Source organism: Chryseobacterium sp. 7, from assembly GCF_003663845.1.
Taxonomy (GTDB): Bacteria; Bacteroidota; Bacteroidia; order Flavobacteriales; family Weeksellaceae; genus Chryseobacterium.
The window spans coordinates 778,092-799,567 of record NZ_RCCA01000001.1 but is presented as its reverse complement, the minus strand read 5'-3'; the positions used below and the strand labels follow the sequence as shown (position 1 = coordinate 799,567).

Annotated in this window: 25 protein-coding genes; 5 read left to right on the top strand and 20 right to left on the bottom strand. The window is 35.8% G+C overall.

Annotated features, from left to right (window positions below; all coding sequences use genetic code 11):
* Nucleotides 1-83 precede the first annotated feature (83 nt).
* The 12 genes from CLU97_RS03735 to CLU97_RS03680 form a co-directional block, all read right to left on the bottom strand.
* Nucleotides 84-812 carry a metallophosphoesterase family protein gene (locus tag CLU97_RS03735; RefSeq protein WP_121486754.1) on the bottom strand — a complete coding sequence of 243 codons (729 nt, stop codon included), beginning with the start codon at nucleotides 810-812 and terminating at the stop codon, nucleotides 84-86.
* 1 nt (nucleotide 813) lies between these two features.
* The gene (locus CLU97_RS03730; protein ID WP_121486753.1) at nucleotides 814-1,356 is read right to left on the bottom strand and encodes an RNA 2'-phosphotransferase; all 543 of its coding nucleotides are present in this window, start codon (nucleotides 1,354-1,356) and stop codon (nucleotides 814-816) included.
* Between the two features lie 10 nt (nucleotides 1,357-1,366).
* Entirely contained in the window at nucleotides 1,367-2,308 is a 942-nt protein-coding gene (locus tag CLU97_RS03725; protein ID WP_121486752.1) for an ADP-ribosylglycohydrolase family protein, read from the bottom strand.
* A complete protein-coding gene (locus CLU97_RS03720; protein ID WP_121486751.1) occupies nucleotides 2,308-2,994 on the bottom strand; it encodes an SIR2 family NAD-dependent protein deacylase in 687 nt (228 codons plus the stop codon). Before CLU97_RS03720 ends, CLU97_RS03725 begins: the two co-directional genes overlap by 1 nt.
* A gap of 4 nt (nucleotides 2,995-2,998) precedes the next feature.
* Nucleotides 2,999-3,505 (bottom strand): O-acetyl-ADP-ribose deacetylase, encoded by a 507-nt coding sequence (locus CLU97_RS03715; RefSeq protein WP_121486750.1) that lies wholly within the window; start codon nucleotides 3,503-3,505, stop codon nucleotides 2,999-3,001.
* 5 nt (nucleotides 3,506-3,510) lie between these two features.
* Nucleotides 3,511-5,193, bottom strand: coding sequence for a tetratricopeptide repeat protein (locus tag CLU97_RS03710; protein WP_121486749.1), 1,683 nt, complete (start codon nucleotides 5,191-5,193; stop codon nucleotides 3,511-3,513).
* Between the two features lie 66 nt (nucleotides 5,194-5,259).
* The gene (locus CLU97_RS03705) at nucleotides 5,260-6,339 is read right to left on the bottom strand and encodes an adenylosuccinate synthetase (protein ID WP_121486748.1); all 1,080 of its coding nucleotides are present in this window, start codon (nucleotides 6,337-6,339) and stop codon (nucleotides 5,260-5,262) included.
* A 32-nt stretch (nucleotides 6,340-6,371) separates the two neighbouring features.
* A complete protein-coding gene (locus CLU97_RS03700; RefSeq protein ID WP_121486747.1) occupies nucleotides 6,372-7,217 on the bottom strand; it encodes a hypothetical protein in 846 nt (281 codons plus the stop codon).
* Nucleotides 7,218-7,219: 2 nt separating this feature from the next.
* Nucleotides 7,220-7,555: a hypothetical protein gene (locus tag CLU97_RS03695; protein WP_121486746.1), complete on the bottom strand. Its 336-nt coding sequence runs from the start codon at nucleotides 7,553-7,555 to the stop codon at nucleotides 7,220-7,222.
* A gap of 130 nt (nucleotides 7,556-7,685) precedes the next feature.
* Entirely contained in the window at nucleotides 7,686-8,180 is a 495-nt protein-coding gene (locus tag CLU97_RS03690; RefSeq protein ID WP_228437506.1) for a 2OG-Fe(II) oxygenase, read from the bottom strand.
* Between the two features lie 29 nt (nucleotides 8,181-8,209).
* Nucleotides 8,210-8,752: an NADAR family protein gene (locus CLU97_RS03685; protein WP_121486745.1), complete on the bottom strand. Its 543-nt coding sequence runs from the start codon at nucleotides 8,750-8,752 to the stop codon at nucleotides 8,210-8,212.
* A 443-nt stretch (nucleotides 8,753-9,195) separates the two neighbouring features.
* Nucleotides 9,196-9,891, bottom strand: coding sequence for an NUDIX hydrolase (locus tag CLU97_RS03680; protein WP_034694004.1), 696 nt, complete (start codon nucleotides 9,889-9,891; stop codon nucleotides 9,196-9,198).
* A gap of 124 nt (nucleotides 9,892-10,015) precedes the next feature.
* On the opposite strand from CLU97_RS03680, the gene CLU97_RS03675 reads away from it, so the two are divergent.
* On the top strand, nucleotides 10,016-10,660 hold the full coding sequence (locus tag CLU97_RS03675; RefSeq protein ID WP_121486744.1) for a DUF1579 domain-containing protein: 645 nt from the start codon (nucleotides 10,016-10,018) through the stop codon (nucleotides 10,658-10,660).
* A gap of 55 nt (nucleotides 10,661-10,715) precedes the next feature.
* Here the strand turns inward: CLU97_RS03675 and lepA are convergent, their stop codons facing one another.
* The 4 genes from lepA to CLU97_RS03655 form a co-directional block, all read right to left on the bottom strand.
* Complete coding sequence (gene lepA, locus CLU97_RS03670) at nucleotides 10,716-12,512, bottom strand: translation elongation factor 4 (RefSeq protein WP_076551861.1); 1,797 nt, start codon at nucleotides 12,510-12,512, stop codon at nucleotides 10,716-10,718.
* 169 nt (nucleotides 12,513-12,681) lie between these two features.
* Nucleotides 12,682-13,194 carry a hypothetical protein gene (locus CLU97_RS03665; RefSeq protein WP_121486743.1) on the bottom strand — a complete coding sequence of 171 codons (513 nt, stop codon included), beginning with the start codon at nucleotides 13,192-13,194 and terminating at the stop codon, nucleotides 12,682-12,684.
* Nucleotides 13,195-13,200: 6 nt separating this feature from the next.
* Nucleotides 13,201-13,743, bottom strand: a complete 543-nt coding sequence (locus tag CLU97_RS03660; RefSeq protein WP_121486742.1) for a hypothetical protein — start codon at nucleotides 13,741-13,743, stop codon at nucleotides 13,201-13,203.
* Nucleotides 13,744-13,760: 17 nt separating this feature from the next.
* Nucleotides 13,761-14,312, bottom strand: coding sequence for an RNA polymerase sigma factor (locus CLU97_RS03655; protein WP_121486741.1), 552 nt, complete (start codon nucleotides 14,310-14,312; stop codon nucleotides 13,761-13,763).
* Nucleotides 14,313-14,492: 180 nt separating this feature from the next.
* Here CLU97_RS03655 and CLU97_RS03650 point away from each other — a divergent pair, with 180 nt between their 5' ends.
* The 4 genes from CLU97_RS03650 to CLU97_RS03635 all read left to right on the top strand — a co-directional run bounded on the left by CLU97_RS03650 (nucleotide 14,493) and on the right by CLU97_RS03635 (nucleotide 19,063).
* The gene (locus CLU97_RS03650) at nucleotides 14,493-15,242 is read left to right on the top strand and encodes a Rossmann-like and DUF2520 domain-containing protein (protein ID WP_121486740.1); all 750 of its coding nucleotides are present in this window, start codon (nucleotides 14,493-14,495) and stop codon (nucleotides 15,240-15,242) included.
* Nucleotides 15,232-15,750 carry a KdsC family phosphatase gene (locus CLU97_RS03645; protein WP_089693341.1) on the top strand — a complete coding sequence of 173 codons (519 nt, stop codon included), beginning with the start codon at nucleotides 15,232-15,234 and terminating at the stop codon, nucleotides 15,748-15,750. The genes CLU97_RS03650 and CLU97_RS03645 overlap by 11 nt, the downstream gene beginning before the upstream one ends.
* A gap of 8 nt (nucleotides 15,751-15,758) precedes the next feature.
* Nucleotides 15,759-16,322, top strand: a complete 564-nt coding sequence (locus CLU97_RS03640; protein ID WP_121486739.1) for a Maf family protein — start codon at nucleotides 15,759-15,761, stop codon at nucleotides 16,320-16,322.
* Between the two features lie 149 nt (nucleotides 16,323-16,471).
* A complete protein-coding gene (locus CLU97_RS03635) occupies nucleotides 16,472-19,063 on the top strand; it encodes a tetratricopeptide repeat protein (RefSeq protein WP_121486738.1) in 2,592 nt (863 codons plus the stop codon).
* Nucleotides 19,064-19,080: 17 nt separating this feature from the next.
* Here CLU97_RS03635 and tsaB read toward each other — a convergent pair whose 3' ends face one another.
* The 4 genes from tsaB to CLU97_RS03615 all read right to left on the bottom strand — a co-directional run bounded on the left by tsaB (nucleotide 19,081) and on the right by CLU97_RS03615 (nucleotide 21,476).
* Nucleotides 19,081-19,761 (bottom strand): tRNA (adenosine(37)-N6)-threonylcarbamoyltransferase complex dimerization subunit type 1 TsaB, encoded by a 681-nt coding sequence (tsaB, locus tag CLU97_RS03630; protein ID WP_121486737.1) that lies wholly within the window; start codon nucleotides 19,759-19,761, stop codon nucleotides 19,081-19,083.
* Nucleotides 19,762-19,843: 82 nt separating this feature from the next.
* Nucleotides 19,844-20,593, bottom strand: coding sequence for an SDR family NAD(P)-dependent oxidoreductase (locus CLU97_RS03625; RefSeq protein WP_121486736.1), 750 nt, complete (start codon nucleotides 20,591-20,593; stop codon nucleotides 19,844-19,846).
* Nucleotides 20,594-20,605: 12 nt separating this feature from the next.
* Entirely contained in the window at nucleotides 20,606-20,977 is a 372-nt protein-coding gene (locus CLU97_RS03620) for a YraN family protein (RefSeq protein ID WP_121486735.1), read from the bottom strand.
* Nucleotides 20,964-21,476, bottom strand: a complete 513-nt coding sequence (locus CLU97_RS03615; RefSeq protein WP_121486734.1) for a hypothetical protein — start codon at nucleotides 21,474-21,476, stop codon at nucleotides 20,964-20,966. Before CLU97_RS03615 ends, CLU97_RS03620 begins: the two co-directional genes overlap by 14 nt.

Sequence of the window (21,476 nt, the reverse complement as noted above, 5' to 3'; positions counted from 1 at the left end):
ATGAGAATATGTTGATGGATAAAATGTTTTTAAAATAGAAACCTAACAGGTTTTGAAAACCTGTTAGGTTTGTTCCTATAATATTAATTTCTGCCCTTCTCTTTAGGATATAAGGAGGGAAGCGTATCGCTTTGCCAGAACCGTTTGGTATCAATATCCATGATGGATAAAGATCCGGTATAAGCAGCTCCGGTATCCATATTCCAGATATTGGCTTTATTGGCTGGTATCTTAATTCCAATATCAAGAGTTGGCGTATGCCCAATAAATATTTCTTTGTACAGAAGCAGTCTTTTAGGATATAATTCTGAGTTCTTGTCCAGTTTTTTATCCATTGCTACAGCGGTTTCCCAAAGCGTCCTGTCCCATCGGTAATTGCTGGAATAGACTTCTTTTTCCGGCCCGTGCATGGAAGCATAACCCGCATGGATAAATAATCTGTTCTGATCATCAATGTAATAGTTCTTCATTCTTTGAAAGAATTCGAGATGAATATCTAAATCTTCAAGGGAGTAGTCTGTATAGCTTTCTACCGTTTTTTGTCCTCCATTAAAAAGCCATACATCCGGTTTTTGCCCCAATGCCAGCCAGTCTTCGCACCATGCATCATGATTTCCTTTGATAAAAATGCATTTTTGTTTTTCTGAAAGTTCCAATAGAAACTGTATAATTTGTGAAGATTCACTCCATCCGTCTACATAATCTCCCAAGAAAATCAGCTGATCATTTTCTGTCACACCTGCTCTTTCAAGAACCTGCTGTAAGGCTTTAAATCCTCCATGAATGTCTCCTATGACTAATGTTCTGCTCATTTTACTTTGAAATATATTTTGTATCTACAAAATCTGTCAGCCATACTCCGTTCGCAGACTGGTAAAAAGATAATCCTTCCTGATGCATTGTTCCGGTTCTGATAGTAAGAATTACAGGTTTGCCATGTCTCATTCCGACCTTTGTAGCAGTCTCTTTATCAGCACTTAAGTGTACATGCTGACGGGTTCTTTTTTCAATTCCTTTTTCTAAAATAGACGTGATATTGGCTTCTGCAGTTCCGTGGTAGAGAAATTCAGGGGGCTGTTTTGTTTCCAAAGCCAGGTCTATATCAATAGAATGCCCCTGACTTGCCCTGATCATGGTTTTATCTTCGTTAAAAGCAAAACGTTTTTTATTGTTGGTTTCTACTACCTCATCCAATTCTTCGGGAGTAAAATATATTCTTCTTTTGGCTGATTTAGTTCTCAGCTCTTCTATGTCTGCCCAACCGTTTTCATCCAGCGTAAGTCCAATACTTTCCGGCTGATGTCGTAGGATCAGGCTTAAAAATTTACTTATTTTTTTCTTTTCTATTTCGTTCATGGTTTGTGTTTTAATTCATTAATTTTTGGTGTAATTTCTCACACAATTTCTCAATATCATCCTTTCTCACGAGCTCTGAAATCCATTCTTCCGGAATACTTTCATATCCATAGTAAATACCTGCAATGCCTCCGGTAATAGCTCCTGTTGTATCGGTATCTTCTCCAAGGTTGACAGCCTTTAAAACGGCTTCAGAATAGCTTTCTGAGTTTAGAAAACACCACAAGGAAGCTTCCAGGCTGTGAAGGACATAGCCACCACTCTTGATTTCATCTTCAGGATATTGAGAAATATCACTTTTCAGAATTCTTCCGAAAAGTTCAATTTCATTTGGATTAAATTCTTGTTCTTCAGCATAATCTAATGCAATTTTTTGTGTATAAGCATATGCTTCTCTTTTGTTCTTCCCTTTCAACAATTGAATGGTAAAAATAACATAGATGAAACAGGCAAAAACAGAACGAAAATGGCCGTGAGTTATTGTTGAAACCTCTTTTACAGTCAGATAGAGTTTCTGAATATCATTTTCATTTTCAAGATAAAAAGCAAGGGGAAGGATTCTCATTAGAGAGCCATTTCCGTTGTCTTCTTCAAAAATATTTCCTGAAAATCTAGCACTTTCACCTTTGATTAATCTTGCCAGAGCATGTCTTGTTGTTCCTCCGATATCAAAAAGTCTTCCATGGGCTGTCCAATGACCGTATTTATTCCATTTCACAAAGCTTTGCCCTATTTTTTCCAGATTGTAGCCTTTGGTAAGCTCTTCAGCAAGACAAAGTGTAAGAGAGCTGTCATCACTCCACGTTCCTTTGGGCTGGTTCCAGGACATGTATTCCAACATTTTTGTTACCGGAGAACGTTTTAAGTCTTCTCTTTTTTTAAATTCCACCGGAACTCCAAGTGCATCTCCAATGCAGACACCCATAATTCCGGCTTTTACTTTGTTTTCCATCAGGCAAGATTAACCAGTTTATCAAATAATAGTTTCATTCCTTTTGTTGCTGGCTCTTTCATCACTACAGCTCTTTGTCCGTAGCCAAATCCTGTTTCGTTAGGATTGATGACGATTAAAAGACAGTCATCTTTGATATCATGAATAAGCCCCGCAGCCGGATATACCTGTAAAGACGTCCCGATAACCAGTAAGATATCTGATTCTTTTACGATTTCCTGCGCAGTCTTATACAAAGGAACATCTTCTCCAAACCAAACGATAAAAGGTCTCAATTGTGCTCCATCTTCGGCTTTGTCGCCAATATTGATATCCTCTTTCTGTTCATAAATCAAGCTTTTATTGTTACAAGAACATGATTTGAACAGTTCTCCGTGGATATGAAGGATATTGGTAGATCCAGCTCTTTCATGAAGATCATCAATATTCTGGGTAATGATCTGTACCTCAAAATGTTTTTCCAGCTCTACCAGCAATTGATGAGCTTCGTTGGGCTGTACTTCATGCAACTGGCGTCTTCTTTGGTTATAAAATTCCAATACCAAAGCTCTGTCTTTTCGCCATCCTTCCGGACTTGCCACATCTGTTACATTATGATTTTCCCAGAGCCCATCTCCGTCTCTGAAGGTTTTTATTCCGCTTTCGGCACTGATTCCTGCGCCGCTTAATATGGTTAGTTTTTTCATTGGTTTAATCTAATAGTTTTTTGTAAATCATTTCATTTTCATCATCAAAGCAAACAAAAATAACTTTCTCAATGATATCTGACTTAAATTTTCTGACCTCATCTACTGCAATTTTTCCTGCCAGCTCTTTTGGAAACCTATAAATTCCTGTGCTGATGTTAGGAAAAGCAATAGTTTTCAGTCCAAGACTTTCTGCTAATTTCAAAGAATTATGATAGCAGTTCGCCAGAAGTTTTGATTCTTTTTCTTCATGGCCATTCCAAACCGGACCTACTGTATGAATAATATATTTTGCAGGCAGATTTCCTGCATTTGTTACTACAGCTTCTCCCGTTTTACATTTGCCCTGTTTATTTCTGATCGCTTTGCATTCTTCCAATACCTGAGAGCCCCCGGCTCTATGAATGGCTCCATCTACACCACCGCCGCCAAGCAAGGATGAATTGGCTGCGTTGACAATTGCATCGGCTTGGATCTTTGTGATGTCTCCTTTTATTAATTCAATTTTCATAGAATTTATTTAAAAGGTTGTTTTGAAATATGTATTTCTGCTTCAATCTCATTATTCTGAAGTTCATAGTATAATGCAGCCCCCCATTCATCTGCCCTTTCTACTTTTGGACCCAATGTTATTTTTTTTACACTTTTCAAAATTTCGGAAAGTTCAATATATACTCTTGGTATTTCAAAGTCTCTATCAACTTTTTTATCAAACCCAATACCTTTTTGTACTAATCTTACTTCATGTTCATATTGATACTCAATACCTTTAAATAAAAATGCAATTTCAAACAAAAGCTCTTCAACATCTTTCTGAATATCTTTACTTCCCGTTTTTTTATTAAATTCTTCAAGGGCTAATTTTAATTGATTACAATAATCATTCAAGTTCTTATTTCTTATACTTTCTTCAGCTTGCTCTGGGATAAAAAACTGTCCATTCTCTTTTTTGTAAGCAACTCTATAGAATTTAAAATCTCTTTCATTAGTTGATGTTTTATTAATATTAAGTTCTGATTTGATTTCTTCAATTAATACCTCCTTATTCATTGTAATTGCACATCCTCTAGCTTCCTCTTTTCCTTCTTTTCCATACATTCTCCACATCGTAAGATCGTTATGTTTATTTTGAGAAACAAAACTTCCTATAAATGGCTTTTTCACAAAAATAATATCTATGTGACTTTCCTTTTTGCTAAGTGGCGATTCGTATTTTAAATATTCAAATAAAGCAGCCCCTTCTGAAGTATCATTTAAAAAAGCTCCCTCTGATAAACGAAATTTACTTTTTTCTAAAATTAAAGCTTTTGCAACTGAAAGACTTGTAAAATGTGTAATACAGTCCTCTTCATATTCTAACGTTTTTTGAATTTTTGAAACTATCTTTTGAATTTTTTCATAGTCTTCACTCAATAAAATCTTACTTATTTCTCTTATCTGTGATATCGAATTGTTATAATAAAAGTCTTTTACCTTCTCAAGATCAATATACCTTTGATAGTTGTTTTTTGCTTCAACATATTTTCCTTGACTAAAATAAATATTTGCGGTATTATAATAAGGTGAAGAATTACACACATCATTTTTTACAGATAAATTATAATATTTAATAGCATTTTTTAAATCCTCCTTAGCATAATACAAGTTTCCAATACCATTGTATGCATATGATCTATCTTTTGGGTTTATTTTTATTGCTTTTTTAAAATAAACCTCAGCTTCATCATATTCTTCTTTATCAGAATAAATTTCCGCTAAACCAATATAAGCAAATGATATATTGGGATTATTTGGATCCATAGAAATAGCTTTCCTGTAATATTCTTCAGCAGTATTATCTTGTTTTAATCTTTGAAATAAAATTCCAAGACCTTGATAAGCTAAAACAAAGTGAGCATCTAATTTTATCGCCTTTTTATAATATTCTTCAGCTAGAGTAGGATTACTATCAATAAAGAAATTTCCTAAGTAATGGTTGGCCTTTGCATTTTCTTTAATATTAATACTTTTTATTCCATCTAATTCATAATCATTTCTTCCTAATCTACATTTAGATTGAGCAACCTCAGAATATAATTCATAATCATTAATTTGTTCCAAAATCTCATCTGAAAGTATTTTTATAACCTCTTCATAATTCTCCTCTTCATTAAGCTTTTTAACTCTATCAATTAATTCCTGTTTACTTTTTGCATTCATCGTTTATTATTTTTAAAATATTATTCATCATTTTTAAGCTTAGTATTACTTAATAAATATAATTCTTTATTTATTTTCTAAAATCTGTTTAAAATCCTTTGAATATGGAGAATAAGATCCATAGACAACATCAAATTCTATATCCAGGTTTTCCAGCTTAAATTTCTCATCCATCTGATCTAAACAGGTAATCACTAGGTTCTTTTTAGTCGGAAATACATAAGCTCCATCTAACTTCAAAGCATAATTCAAGAGACTGTAATCTATTTCCCCGGTTCTGAATTCTTTCTGATACTCATTAAATGTACATGTTTCTTCTTCATTATTTCTCAGATTCATTTCTTTTTCATTGCTCATCCAGCCATTTCCGTGGCGGGTTGAGTAGCTTCTTGTCACATAATACATTTCAATGTCTTCAATTTTTAAAAGCTTACAGATCTCGCAGGCATTTTTTGATGTAGTATGTGCATAGGTCACATTGGGAAAAACGCCGTGATCCATATCGAGTAAAATACCCTGACTTCCTTCAAAAATAAGGTGATCAAACGAAGCCAGGTAGTTATAATTATTTATTTTCCAATCAATTTTGTCAATAGCTTCTAAAAAAGGATTCAAAAGTTCTCTGATCTCATTTTCATCTACAAAACCATAGTAATAGGCAATTCCTTTCAGCTTTTCGATCAACATCTCTTTGGGTGCTATGAGGTCTATTGCAAAGAGTTTATAAGGACTTTCATTTCTTTTCATTGTTGCTCCAACTCCTTTTCCGCAGGTTCCGTGTTCCAGGTTTCTTGTATTGGTTCTGTTCTGCCATACATCAAATGGAGTGGTAACTTTTGCCAATGGATGAATATGCAGTTCAATGTTTCCATTCTTTGCTTTTAATTCTTCTCTTTCATTGAATAGAAAAACAGGATGTATCGTACAGTGCTCGGTGAAGTAAGAAGGAAGCCCTCGGAGTACTCCGCTTGCAAAGCTGGAATGCACGTGTTTTCTTTCATCAATCATTACGGTATGTGCCGCTTGCTGCCCTCCAGAAAATCTGATTACAACAGCTTCAGGATGCTGAGAAGCCAGAAAATCTGTGGTAATTCCTTTTCCTTCATCACCAAAACCAAGTCCTATTACGATTTGTGCCTTTTTCATGTCTTTTTATTTTAAATGTCAATTGTCTTGTTCTAAAGCATCTGAAACCGATCTAACCCTCCTGTTTCGGAGGTTTTATTTTTAAATTTATCACAGATAATTCCTTTGATAACATTCGGAATTTCCCTGTGATCTTCAATGGATATACAATTTTGTCCTAATAATTCTTTCCAGCCTCTGTCTGCTCTCAATGCCTGATCGGAATGCAAAACACTGATATGATATACTTCGTATTTTTTCTTTGCTTCTTCCAGCAGTTCAAAATGAGTATAGGTTTGCTGTCCTTTTCCCATAATTTCTCTGATAGCTGATGCAGAAAGTGTTTTTAAACAAGGTTCATCACCTACGGTAAACAGCAATCCTTTTTGTCCTCTTTTTTCAAAAGCATCTGTTCTGGTGTGAAATGCTGCAAAATACCAAGCTAAAAGGTAGCTTTCTCCAGCATTTCCACCTCCTCCGGATTCAATGTAAGTTCTCGTAAGCCACATATCCAGTTCTTCATCTCCTGACTCGAATTGTCCCACCTGAAGGGGATAACCATCACATTCATGATCTCCAATTCCAAGGAATAATAAGGCCGGATCTGGGACACCTCCCTGGATAATTCCTCCCATTAATTTTGGTAATCCATCTCTGATCAGTTCGTGAGGAATATGCCCCATACTTCCGGTAACATCCAATCCCAAAATAATCGGAACTGAGTTAGGATGAACTTCTGAATCTCGGGATTCTCTGAAAGAAATTCCGTGAGGATTCATCGATTCATGAGCCATTCTTTTGGCATTCTGGGTGAAAATTTCCCCTGCGGATTTTGTTCCGTAACCTGCTTTGCTTGCTCTGTCATAACGAGCGTCTAAATCGTATCTTGTGCTTCCCATGACTACAATGTTTTTCCAAATAAATATTCAAATCTCTTTTGGGTTACTTCGAGCTGAATATTCAGATTTCTGATTGTTAATGATAATTCCATGTCTTTCTGAACGAATGCTTCGGGATTAAAATCCGCAAAAGTCAGACTGTTTCTGTCTAAAGGACTGATATCAATAAGCCCTTCCTGTTCACGCTCGAGTCTTTTGATTTTTAATTCGATATCTTCCACTCGGCGTCTGTAAATCAATTCGGAATCTCCTCCGATGATTTTTGCCCGGTCTTCTCTGATCTGATCATTATTTCTTTGTAATGATTCGATAAATCTGGGTTTTAACTCATCTTCCATGATCAAATATTTTTATTTGTGTTAATATTACACTAATTAAACAGGACATAGTAATCCCTTCCTTTTATATGCATGATTTATACTTTTGAATACATTACATCTGTTCTCAAAACATACTTCAATCCGCTTATCAGGGTTTTCCTTCGTGTTTCAAAGGGTGATGAAAAACAAGGACAGTTCCTTTCTTTGGAGCAACGGTAAACAGATTTTCAAATTCTGTTTCTCCTCCTTCAAAATTATCATTCAGATAGATCATAAAGGTGTAAAAGCTTTTCTCATTTTCATTTCTGATATAGCTTCCGTCTCTATGCATTTTGAATTGCTGCCCGGGAGCATATTTGTAAACCCTCAGCATTTCGTTAAAGTTAAGAATCTGATATCCATCGTGTTCCTGAGGTAGAAATACTGCAGCCCTTTTGAAAAGCTCTTCAGCGATTGTTGTATCAAAAATCATCAACCGGTCATTATTTCTGACCCCTTTATTCATCTGCTGGCGTCCAAATACATTGATTTTTGCTTCTTCAAAAACTTTTTCCTGAGAAAGACTGATGTAATGATCACATTCCGTTTCAGTCAGAAAATCTTCAATCAGGAATATCTGTGGATGTAATTCTGTTTTTTCCATAATTAATATTCTGTGTTTGGTTTGTACTTTTACCTTCTTAATTCATCCCTTACTTCCATTAGAGCAAATCCTAAAAGGTTTTCTCCGTTCCATAGTAAAGGGTTTTCTGCTCTGTTATCTGTTTCCAGCATCCCGATTCCCCATATTTTATCATAAGGACTTGCTTCCACAAGAATTTTCTCTCCAGTTGATAAAAGAAAGTCTTTAAATTTCTGATTTTGAGAGAACTTCAGTAAATTCCCTTGGGTTACGATTTGATATTTATACTCATCCCAAAGTTTTGGATCAAAGTTTTTTACTTTTCTGCCCAAAACTTTTGCCTGATTGGGAGTGTTTGCACTTAAGATTTCCTTTTCTGTTTCAGGATCATTAAATAATCTGGCTTTTCCTGCCATCATATAATGTTCTGCTGTTTTGTAAGTAATTCCGTTTTCTTCAAAACTTCCCGGAAACCATTGGCTGAAGCATGATTTGGTAACACTGTCCTTTGCTGTGTGTCCCCAGAAAAAGAGAAACTTTATTCTTTCCTTCTTCTGAAAACGTTCTGTAATATTTTGTATGGTATATTTCATGATTGCGTTATTTTGACACAAATTTAAAAGAATATCATTTTATGAACCAAATTTATTTGCGTTAATTTTACGCTAATAAATGTAAATAATTGATAATCAATTATAAAAATTTAATTCAATTAAACACTAAAGACACAAATCTGATAGGCTTCAGCTAAAGCTAATGAAATTTGATTACAAAAGTTGATATTACGACAACGTCATTATAAACACCAACTCAAGGTCTACGAACAGCGTTCATAAACATCATAAAGAATTTAATAGAGTGACAAAAATGAGATTCTTCCTTCGTCAGAATGATAAAGATCAACAATATGACCTTTGCTGCAAGCATTATTTATAGAACAAATTTTTATGGATATTTATCAGAACCTAAGAATTATGCTCTAATTATTTGTGAACATTAGTCCTAAATTATTAGTGAAGCTTGTGTTTAGAACAAACTATTTAATTTCAAAGTAAAAACCCTGTTCTTCAAGTTCTTTGTACTTTTCCTTGTTGAATGTAAAAAGTTTTCCGGGTCTGCCGCTTCCCTCTTTTTTAACGTTATTGGTTTCGTTAAGCAGTCCGTAGCTCATGATTTTCTTTCGGAAATTTCTCCTGTCGATTTCCTGCCCTACAATTGTTTTATAAAGGTTTTCAAGGTCTGAAAAAGGGAATTCTTCATTGAGAAGATTGAAGCCGATCGGCTGGTACTGAATTTTCGTACGAAGTCTTTTTAAGGCTGTTTCAATAATTGTTTTATGATCAAAAGCTACTGAAGGAAGTTTATTAATACTGAACCATTGTGCATCTTCCGCATCCGAATCAGCAAACAGTTCATGATAAGATGGGTTTACAAGCCCCAGATAAGCCACAGAAACCACTCTATTCCTAGGATCACGACCCAGATTACCAAAAGTGTACAGTTGTTCTAAAAAATCGGGCTTTATGCCTGCCTCTTCATAGAGTTCTCTTTTTACAGCATCATCCACACTTTCATCATCAAGAACAAGTCCGCCTGGTAGCGCCCATCCTCCTTTAAAAGGTTCAATATTTCTTTTAATCAGAAGGATCTGAAGATCTTTTTTATCAAAATATCCGAAAATAACGGCATCTACAGCCACTTTTATATCCTGTAATTTTTTTGGAGACTCCATAAATTGATTTGCGTTACGAATACACAAAATTACGATTTATGTCTGTATAAAAAAAATAATTTCAATTATAATAAAAGTTCTTATCTTTAAGTTATCATTATAACATTCTTAAAACTAAACAATTATGAAAAATTTATTAACAATTCTTTCTGCAGCTTTTTTATTAGTAGCTTGTGAGAAAGGAAAAACTACTGCTGCCGCAGGTTCTGAGAAAATGGACTCGGCAACTGCAAAATCTGAATGGAAACCCGTAGATTCCGCAGCGGCCATGAAAGCCTGGATGGAATATTCAACTCCGGGAGAAATGCAAAAAATGCTTGCAAAATCTGATGGAACCTGGACCGGGGAAACTACTATGTGGATGGAAAACGGAGCAAAACCTATGATGAGTAAATCTGAGGCTACCAATAAGATGATGTTTGGCGGCCGTTATCAGATGACGAATCACAAAGGAGACTTTATGGGAATGCCTTTTGAAGGAATGAGCATTGTAGGATATGACAACTCCAAAAAGAAGTTTGTAAGTACCTGGATCGACAATATGGGAACCGGAATTATGAATGGAGAGGGAGAATGGAATGCTTCTACAAAATCAGTTGAATTTAAAGGAAAAATGACAGACCCTTCAAGACCCGGCAAAGATTGTGATTTCAGAGAAGTTTTCACCTTTGTGGATGATAATACCCAAAAACTGGAAATGTACGGCCCTGATTCCAAAACTGGAAAAGAGTATAAAACAATGGAAATAAAGTACACCCGTAAAAAATAAATCAATAAAAAACCGCTTCTGACGAAGCGGTTTTTGTTTTATAATAAGCTATTAATTAATCATTTAGCTTTAATACAGCCATAAATGCGGATTGTGGTACTTCCACTCTACCAATCTGCTTCATTTTCTTCTTACCTTCTTTCTGCTTTTCCAATAGCTTACGCTTTCTGGAAATATCTCCTCCGTAACATTTTGCGGTAACGTCTTTTCTTAGGGCTTTAATGGTCTCTCTTGCAATTACTTTTGTTCCTAATGCAGCCTGAACAGCAATATCAAACTGTTGTCTAGGAATCAGCTCACGAAGTTTCTCACACATTCTTTTACCAATGTAATAAGCATTAGAATCGTGAATCAGTGAAGATAATGCATCTACCATATCACCATTGATCAGGATATCCATTTTTACAAGCTTGGAAGCTCTGAATCCGATTGGATGATAATCGAATGAAGCATATCCTTTAGAAATTGATTTCAGCCTGTCATAGAAGTCGAATACAACTTCAGCAAGCGGCATATTGAAAATTAACTCTACTCTTTCAGAAGTCAGATAACTTTGGTTAACAATTTCTCCTCTTTTTTCGATACACAAAGTCATTACTGCTCCTACGAAATCGGATTTTGTAATGATAGAAGCCTTGATGAAAGGTTCTTCTACTCTGTCCATTGTTGAAGGGTCCATCATTTCAGATGGGTTGTTGATCAAAATAGGAACTTCCGGTTCTTTTTTAGTATATCCAAAATAAGAAACGTTCGGTACCGTTGTGATTACGTTCATATTGAACTCTCTGTCAAGACGTTCCTGAACAATTTCCATGTGAAGCATTCCCAAGAATCCGCAACGGAAACCAAAACCAAGAGCGGCAGAACTTTCCGGTTCGAAAACAAGAGAAGCATCATTCAGTCTTAATTTTTCAAGAGAGAATCTTAATTCTTCAAAATCCTCAGAATCAATTGGGTAAATCCCGGCAAATACCATTGGTTTTACTTCCTCAAATCCATCAATAGGTCCATCAGCAGGTTTTTCAAAAGAAGTGATGGTATCTCCTACTTTTACTTCACGGGCATCTTTAATCCCGGAAACCAGATATCCTACATCTCCACATTGGATTGTTTTCTTTGGAACCTGCTTTAGTTTCAGAGTACCTACCTCATCAGCACCATATTCTTTGCCAGTGGCGAAGAATTTGATCTTTTCATTTTTAGTAATGCTTCCGTTCACTACTTTGAAATAAGCTTCAATTCCTCTGAACGGGTTGTAAACAGAGTCAAAGATCAAAGCCTGAAGCGGACCATCAGGATTTCCTACGGGTGCAGGAATTCGTTCAACAATCTGTTCAAGAAGGTTATGAACCCCTTCACCTGTTTTTCCTGAAACTCTTAAAACATCTTCATATTCGCATCCGATAAGATTCATAATCTCATCAGTTACTTCTTCAGGGTTTGCAGAAGGAAGGTCAATTTTATTCAGAATCGGAATGATTGTCAAATCATTTTCAAGTGCCAAATACAGGTTACTAATGGTTTGCGCCTGAATACTCTGTGCAGCATCCACGATAAGAAGAGCCCCTTCACAGGCAGCAATAGAACGGGAAACCTCATAAGAAAAGTCAACGTGTCCCGGTGTATCAATAAGGTTTAAAATATATTTTTCTCCTTTATACTCATAATCCATCTGGATGGCGTGCGACTTGATTGTAATCCCACGTTCTTTTTCCAAATCCATATCATCAAGCGTCTGAGACTGAAGTTCTCTTTGGGTAACGGTATTCGTGTACTCCAATAGACGGTCTGCCAGGGTACTTTTACCGTGGTCGATATGAGCGATTATGCAAAAATTTCGTATGTTTTTCATTTAAGAATCTTGTAATTTGCAAAGATAAAAAAAAGAGAGAGATTATTGTCTTTCATTATCTTATTGTATCAATTTATTTAATTTTCGTAATGATGTAATACATTATTTAAATCAAACGGCTCTCACAAAAAGATCTGTGAGAGCCGTCCAACATTAAAAAAATAAACTATTATGGGTTTTGTTTAGATCCCGAAGCATTATTATTGTGTCCGTGAGGTTTTCTTTCATCCATTTTATCTTTCATCATTTTTTCAGACTGAAACAGCTTCAGAACTTTTTGGCAGGGAATTACCTGCTGCATTTTTTCTGCGTATTTTTTTCTGTTATCCAGTAGCTTTTGCCCTACTTCAAAACTTTGCTGCAATTTAGCTTTGGCTTCATCATCCGTTAAGGTTTCCGGATCAAAGCTTGAATTAAACTGGCTTTTTATCTGCTTCTGGCTTTCCAGATATTCATTATACAATTGAGTAAACTCGGCTTTATCACCAGGATCTACATTCAGGCTTTCCATAATCATATTATTCCTGAATTTCTTTAGGAGATCTTTTCTCTCTTCCGGAGAAAGATTATTGATGACTTCTTTCCTCTGCTTAGGATCCATTTTCTTCCAGTCATAATCCGTCCTCTGGGCATTTAAGCCGAAGCCGTAAATAATCAAAAACGCAAATAATATCTTTTTCATCTTCTTTTAATTATATATATCCAAATAAACGTCCTGTGTCGAATTACTTGCTAACTCTGCAATTTCAGAATTAGAAAACGAGTCCAGATATTCATTCATTTGTGTTTCATATTTTTTTGTTGCTGCTTTTGCAGGTTTTGCAGTCTCTGATACTTTTTCAGTTATCGCTTCACCTTTTGAAGCATAAACCTCTTTACCTTTTTGATTTTCAACTGTTTGATTGTTATTTTCAACAGAAATTAAATCAGATTTTAGAGTTTCATAAGCCTGCTCGCTCTCTGTTTTTGGTTCTCCGGTATTGGCAGCATATTCTGTTTTAGCATTCAATGTTTGTTCCGCAGAATCATTATCTGAATTGAAAACATAAGTTGCTCCAAAGATCAAAGCCAGTGACGCTGCTGCTGCATACATCCAGTTCATCTTAAAGACAGGTGCTTTTTTACTTGTCTTTATATCATTCAAAACTTTTTCCTGAATATTTTCAAACATATTATCAGGAACTGTGTAAATGTTTTTACGCTCTAATTTTTCTATGTCGAACTCTTTCATCTTTGTTGGGTAAAAAATTATCTTTCGTAATTTTCTTTAATATACTCTTCTATTTTCTGTTTGGCATAATGATAATTTGTTTTCAGTGTTCCTACGGACATATCTACTATTTTTGATATTTCTTCGTAGGCCAAATCATCATAATACCTCATCATAAATACCAGTTTCTGCTTTTCGGGCAGACTCTGTATAGCGCTCTGCAGTAAAATCTGTATCTCTTCGGCATCTCCTTCTGTATTATCTGCAACCAGATTCTGCATATGATACTCCGGATCTTCATCAGTTTTCTGCATTTTCTTCATTTTGTTTACCTGCTGCAGCGCTTCGTTGGTAGCTATTCTGTACAACCAGGTATATAACTGGCTATCATTCTTGAACTGATGAAAATTCTGATATGCTTTAATAAAAGTTTCCTGCAAAGTATCCTGTGCAAGATCTCCGTCCACAATAATCCTTCTTATGTGCCAGTATAATCTGCTTTGATAGGCATCCATCAAGGCACGAACACCTTTATCCTGGGTTCGTGGATTCTGCATCAACGAAATAATCTCCGCGTCCTTAATCTTCATAAGATGCTTTCACTGTTTTGGATTACAAAAATAACTGAAAGTTAAATTAAAAATTCAATTTTCAGATTAAAAATTTAAATAATATGAGACAGTTACGCAATAAACGTGCCTATATTGAGTGATCCTATTTCTAAAATCATCTTCCTTTTCCCTCTCAGCTTAAAACCTTATATTTGTTATATGCAAATTGTAATAATCGGTTCCGGAAATGTTGCCTATCATATGGCAAAAGCTTTCACTTTGAAAAGCATTCCTCTGGCCCAGATTTTTGGCAGGAACAAAAAAGAATTAAGTAAAATTTCTGAAGAACTGCACATTCCCTATTCAACAGATCATCTGGAAGAGGCAGATCTTTATATCATCTGTGTGAGTGATAATTCTGTAGAAAAAGTTTCGGAACTCATTACCCAAAAAGGCAGTTTGGTTGCCCATACATCCGGATCTCTTCCGAAAGAAGCACTTTCCGGTGATTACAGGAAGGCCAGCTTTTACCCTTTACAGACTTTTTCAAAATCCAAAGAGTTGGAATATGAAAAAATTCCGTTTTTTGTAGAGGCAGAGAATGAAGAGGATCAGAAAATATTAATTGATCTTGCTTCTCAGATTTCAGAAAAGGTAATGGAAAGCAGTCATGAAAAAAGGAAGTATATTCATTTGACCGCCGTTTTCGCATGCAATTTTGTGAATCATCTTTTTTCAAGGGCTAAAGAAATTTCGGATTCCCAGGAAATTCCGTTTGATTATTTTCTGCCACTGATTGATGAAACAGTACAGAAAATTCATGAAATTGAACCTAAACTGGCACAAACCGGACCTGCCGTAAGAAATGATGTGAGAATTTTGCAGCTGCATGAAGAGTTATTAAAAGACGAAAGTCTTGAAATTTATAAAACAATGAATTATTCTATTCAGAAAATGTATGAGTTATAAAGAGAAATTAAAAGATATTAAGGCATTTGTATTTGATGTAGACGGAGTTTTTACAGACGGAAGTGTATATCTTCTTCCCGGTGGAAATATGTGCAGGGTTATGAATGTTCTGGACGGGTATGCGGTAGTGAAAGCATTAAAAAACAATTATCTGATTGGTGTTATTACAGGAGGAAATGATGAAATGGTAAAACACAGAATCAATTATCTTGGAATTCAGGATTATTATCCGAAGTCTCACAATAAAATTGAGGATTTTGAGGATTTTAAAAAGAAGTATAATCTTAAGAATGAGGAGATTCTGACGATGGGTGATGATCTTCCGGATATTCATATCATGGAAAGTTCGGCCATTGCAGCCTGTCCTGAAAATGCAGTTCCTGAAGTAAAAGGAATTTCAGATTATATTTCCCCGAAAAAAGGAGGAACAGGTGCGGTGCGTGATGTGATTGAACAGGTGATGAAAGTTCAGGGGAACTGGCATGATGATAATACTCAATCTGTATAATTTAGGATATGAAATTACTTTTAGCATCACAATCACCAAGAAGAAAAGAGCTTCTTTCCAGCCTGGGTTTTGAATTTGAAGTGGTAAAAATAGACTGTGAAGAAATTATTCCGGAAAATATCAAGATAGAGGAAGCTTCCGCTTATCTTTCTGATTTAAAAGCTGATGCTTTTAGAAGTTTGGAAGCTGGTGAAGTTCTTTTAACCGCAGATACAGTAGTAGCTGTTGACGGTGTGATCCTTGGGAAACCTAAAGATGAGGACGACGCGTTCAAGATGCTTCGATGCCTTTCGGGAAGAACCCACCAGGTTTATACAGGAATTACTATTAAAACTGCCAATAAAATCTTTACAGAAACAGATGTAGCGGATGTTACTCTTGATACGCTTTCTGATGAAGAAATAAACTATTATATTCAAAACTATAAGCCTTTCGATAAAGCGGGCAGCTATGGCATTCAGGAATGGCTGGGAATGGCAAAAATCACCAATATGACAGGAAGCTTTTATACCATTATGGGACTTCCTACACATCTTGTTTACAAAATATTGAAAGAAATCTCTCTGATTTAATCAATTATTGAAGTTTAAAATGCCTGTTAAAGTAGAAATAAAATATTTCCGCAAGAAATATAAATATTATTCATTATAAAATTTTATTATTTTTACAAAATCATCAAACAGCTGATAATAAATAGCAGATTAGCGAGTTATATTGAATAATGAAAAAGAATATATTATTCCTTTTAGTCATATGCCTTGTTGCTTCCTGTGCTACCAAAACAAAAAAGCCGGAGCAGCGATCTAAGATGTTGAAAGGATTTTCCACATACTACAACACTCTTTTTAATGCAAAAGACGCATTGAACAGTGAGTTTACGACCAGAGATAAGGGACATAAAGATAATTTTTATGCACCCTATATTCCTATTCTTACTTATGAAGACCAGCCTTTAGGAAGTGATCTCGGACAATCTGAAGCTTTTGCCGAAAATTCTATGAAGATGGCTGAAGTAGCTAACAAACCTGCGGGAAGAAGCGCTTCAGGACCTCCGGGAACACCGGGTGGCGGACCTGCAGGAACCGGAAGACCAGACGGCGAACAGAGCAAAGGGGCTACTACCCTTGAAATTGCAGAAGCAAAAGCTTTAAAAGCAATCAATAAATATTCTGTAACCAGAAATGGTGAAGAAAAAAACAAGACTATTTTTGATGCTTATATGATTCTGGCTCAAGCAAGAATTTACCGTGGCAAATCTCTGGAAGCGCTGGATGCTCTTAACTATGTTTTCACCCACATGAAAGATGATAAGAGGATTCCATTGGCTAGAATTTATCAGGGTCTTGCTTATGATAAAATTAAAGATTATCACAGAGCCCACGAAACTTTTGCCAAGCTGAAAGGAGAAGATCTCAACAAAAGCTATGCAAAACTGCTTAGTATTTATTATGCTGAATCTCTGCTTGATGCGGGTAAAAAAGAAGAGGCAGCCAAAGAACTGGATGATGCTTTTGAACTGAACGGCAACAGAAAATTAAAGAGCAGAATCGCATACCTGAGAGGACAGGTTCTTGAAAATCTTGGTCAGAATGATAAAGCCAGAGAAAGCTATACTTCGGCTTACAAATACGCTAACGATTTTGAATTTGAAGTAAAATCCCAGATTGCTATTGCCAAAACTTTTAATGGTAAAGGCGATTATGCCGGAGCAAAAAACTACCTGGAAGGCATCAGTAAGAAAGGAACTTACGGATCCAGAAAAAATGAATTTTACTATGCATTGGGTTTAATGGCCAACAAAGCGGGAAAAAAAGATGAAGCCCAGCAGTTCTTCAGAAAATCTCTGTTTGAGAAGGTTTCAGATCCTCAAATCCGTGGTCTGGCTTATTATGAAATAGGAAAAGGCTATCTGGAAAAGAATGATTACATCGGTGCGGGAAGCTATTATGATTCTGCACTTGCTGTAATGACTTATGAGCCTTCAAAAATCTTATTAAAAGACCAGTCTGAATACATCAAAAAGATTTCCAAAAACTACTATCTGATCAAAAAGAATGACAGTATTCTTTCTTTGGCAAAGATGGATAATACACAGAAAACAGACTATTTCAATAAATATATTGCGAAATTAAAGATTAAAGAAGAGAAAGAAGAACAGGAAAGAAGACGTGCTGAAAGAAGCAAAGGGTTTGATACCGGAGATTATAGTGCCAACTCTATTTTCGCTAATGGTTCTTCCAATTCTTTTGAGGATTTTGGGGTGACTACAAAATCATTTTACTTCAGCAATACAGGAACAGTAAGCAAAGGAACATCTACGTTTAAGCAGGTATGGGGAGACCGTGCCCTTGCCGATAACTGGCGTTTTTCAAAGAAAATGGCTTCTATTGAGGATATGAAGAATGATGCATTAGGAGTAACTTCTGCGCCTAATCCAAGACGTTTTGAGCCAACTTACTATATTGAGCAGATTCCTACGGATCAGGGTAAATTATCTCAGTTAAAAAAAGACAGAGACACTGCTTCCTTAGGGCTGGGAATTATGTATCAGAACTATTTTACCAACACTCCCCTGGCTACCAAAACGCTGTATGATCTTATAGATGTAAAACCGGAAGAAAAGGTAATGCTGCAGGCATTGTATGAGATTTTTGCGATGAACTATGAGAAAAATCCGCAAGTTTCTGAAAGAGCAAAACAAATTCTGTTAACAGATTATCCATATACTTCCTATGCTGAATTTGCGAGAAATCCTAAAAACCAGTCTTTCGTAAAATCTACTGAAGAAGTTGAAAATGAATATAAAAAGGCTTATGCCTTGTTTGAATCCGAAAAATTTGCAGAAAGTAAAGATATCATAGATCAGACCATTCAGAAGTACCCTAAAGATGCACTGGTTCCTAAGCTGTATTTATTAAATGCGTTCAACGCAGGAAAATCCAGTGGAAAGGAAGTCATGATTCTGCAGCTTGAGCAGATTGCCCTGAATTATGCAAAAACTCCTGAAGGTGTAAGGGCTAAAGAAATGCTGAATTATCTGAAAAGTGACCTAAGCTTCCAGGCGACTGATAATAAAGGAAATTCTCTCCCTCCACAGCAACAGCCAGGAGACAGACCTTCTCAACCTAACACCCCGAATGGAATAGGTATTCCACAAATGAATAACGGAAAAGTACAGAAGCTGGACAATGTAGATCTGCAGCCCCAGAATATGGGTGCTACTCCACCGCCGCAGACAAACCCTTCCCAGCAAAAGGATAAAAAACCAAACGAAAACAGGCCGCCATCTGGCAAACCGCCAGGAATTCAATAAAATAAAAAAGCGAAGATTTACTCTTCGCTTTTCTTTTTCTTTACTCCATGGAAATCTTTGAGATAAAAAGGCTCAAAATACGCCATATCCTCAAATTCTTTGTTTCCTATTTTTTCCAGCGTCTTTCTGATGAGATATTGGGAAGAAGGGTAAACATCCTCCTTAAAGACAGCATCCGGAAGATTCACGATCTCTTTTGTTTTCTTAGCACCATCGCCTACAAACAATACCTTTTTATCTCTGAATTCTTCAAAAGAAGTTTCATCTAAGATTTTAGCTTCGGTCTGTAATACTTCTTTCCCTGTATGACCGTCATAAACGGCTGTATAAACCTCCATTCTCCTCGCATCAATCAAAGGCACTATAAAATCATAGTTATCGCCTAAAAAGGGCTCTATCATACTTTCAAGAGAATTTACTCCTACCAGAGGAACTTTAAGCCCGTAACAAAATCCTTTTGCTGAAGCTGCACCAATTCTCAAACCGGTATAAGACCCGGGTCCTTTTCCTAAAGAAACTGCTTCGATATCTTTAAGAGAGATCCCCGCTCCTTCTAAAGCCCATTCTACATAAGTATGAAGACTTTCTGACTGTTTATAGTTTTCAGAAACTTCTTCGCATACACATAGTAATTTTTCATTGTCTGATACAGCTACCGAGCAGTTCTTGGAAGAGGTTTCCAGATATAGAATTTTCATTTTTTTGTTTTAAGCTAAACTGCAACATTGCAAAAAGGCAAGATGCTTTTTATTTTCTGCAAATTTAATCCATTATTTTGGACTATTTTCTATAAATCGTTCTCGGTTCTGCCTGAGCGCTTGGATAAATAGTCATATCTGAAATGGTAACATGCTTCGGTGCATTAACACAGTAAGCAATAGCATCGGCAATATCTTCAGCTTTCAGAGCATCGTAGCCTGCGTAAACGCCAGAAGCTTTTTCACTGTCACCTTTGAATCTTACCAAAGAGAAATCTGTTTCTACAGCTCCCGGTTGAATATTGGTTACTTTGATTCCAAATTCGGTAAGCTCCAGTCTCATTCCGTCCGAAATAACATCTACGGCTTTCTTCGTTGCACAGTACACTACTCCATTGGCGTAGGTTTGTCTTGCTGCTACAGAACTGATGTTTACAATATGACCTAAATTTTTAGTTTTCATAATCGGGATGATCATTTTGGAAACATAGAGTAGTCCTTTTACATTTCCGTCGATCATAGAATCCCAGTCATCCGTCTTGCCAGCCGACAGAGGATCCAATCCATGAGCATTCCCGGCATTATTGATCAGAACATCAATGTCTTTCCAGTTTTCAGGAAGTGAATTAATGGCGGTTTCCACTTCTTCAAGATTCCTTACATCAAACATTAAACTAAATATTTCGGTATATTGAGATAGCTCAGATTTTACAGCTTCAAGTACTTCACTTCTTCTTCCACAGATAATGATTCTGTTTCCTTGTTTTGCCAAAAGCTCTGCAGTGGATTTTCCTATTCCGGAAGTTGCTCCGGTAATTAATATTGTCTTCATAAAATTGATTTATTAATTGGCATCAAAGGCCTGAAAAGCATCTTTGATATGATCGATCATTAAGTTTTTATTTTCATCCGGAAGAACGGAAATAATATCAAATCTGACCTCTTTCTCTTTTTTAAATTCTTCCAGATAATAGTTGGTTGCGGAAACAATAGATTTTATTTTGGCTTTGGTTACCGCTTCCTGAGGCAGTATAAATGCATCGGTAGATCTCGCCTTTACTTCTACCACAATAATCTGATTGTTTTTTTCAGTAATGATATCAATCTCAGCTTTCTGAAAACGGAAATTTCTGATCAGGATTTTATAGCCATTTTTCTGAAGATAATCGGCAGCAAGATCCTCTGCTATTTTTCCAAAATCGTTATGATGAGCCATTGTTTCCTTTATTAAGTTTAACTGCTTTACCTTCTGATACTATTTCAAATTCTTCATCAATCCAGGATTTCAATTTAGTATGAAAATCAAAAAACAGTTCTACATCTTTTCCCTCAATCAAAGCATCAGAAAAATGATAGGGGATATTGATATGCTTTTCTTCATTTTGAATATTCATTTTATAATATTCATTTGAATCATGTACTGAAGTGGTATATTCAACCTTATCAGTTTTGGTCTCTATAGGTACGATTACTCTTATATCAGACTTCTGTATTTTTTCAAATATTATCTGCAGTGCTTCCGGTAATTTATCTTTTATGGTGGTCAATCGTCTCTGTTGACGCCTCTCCTCATCGTTATCAGGAAAGTAACCGGGATCAAAATACCAAAAAAACTTAAGTTGAGTTTCAAATGTTTGGGAAATCAATAAATCCTTACATATAAATTCACCATAAAATCCGGGAGAATAAGAATATTTAAGAATTATATCATTCAT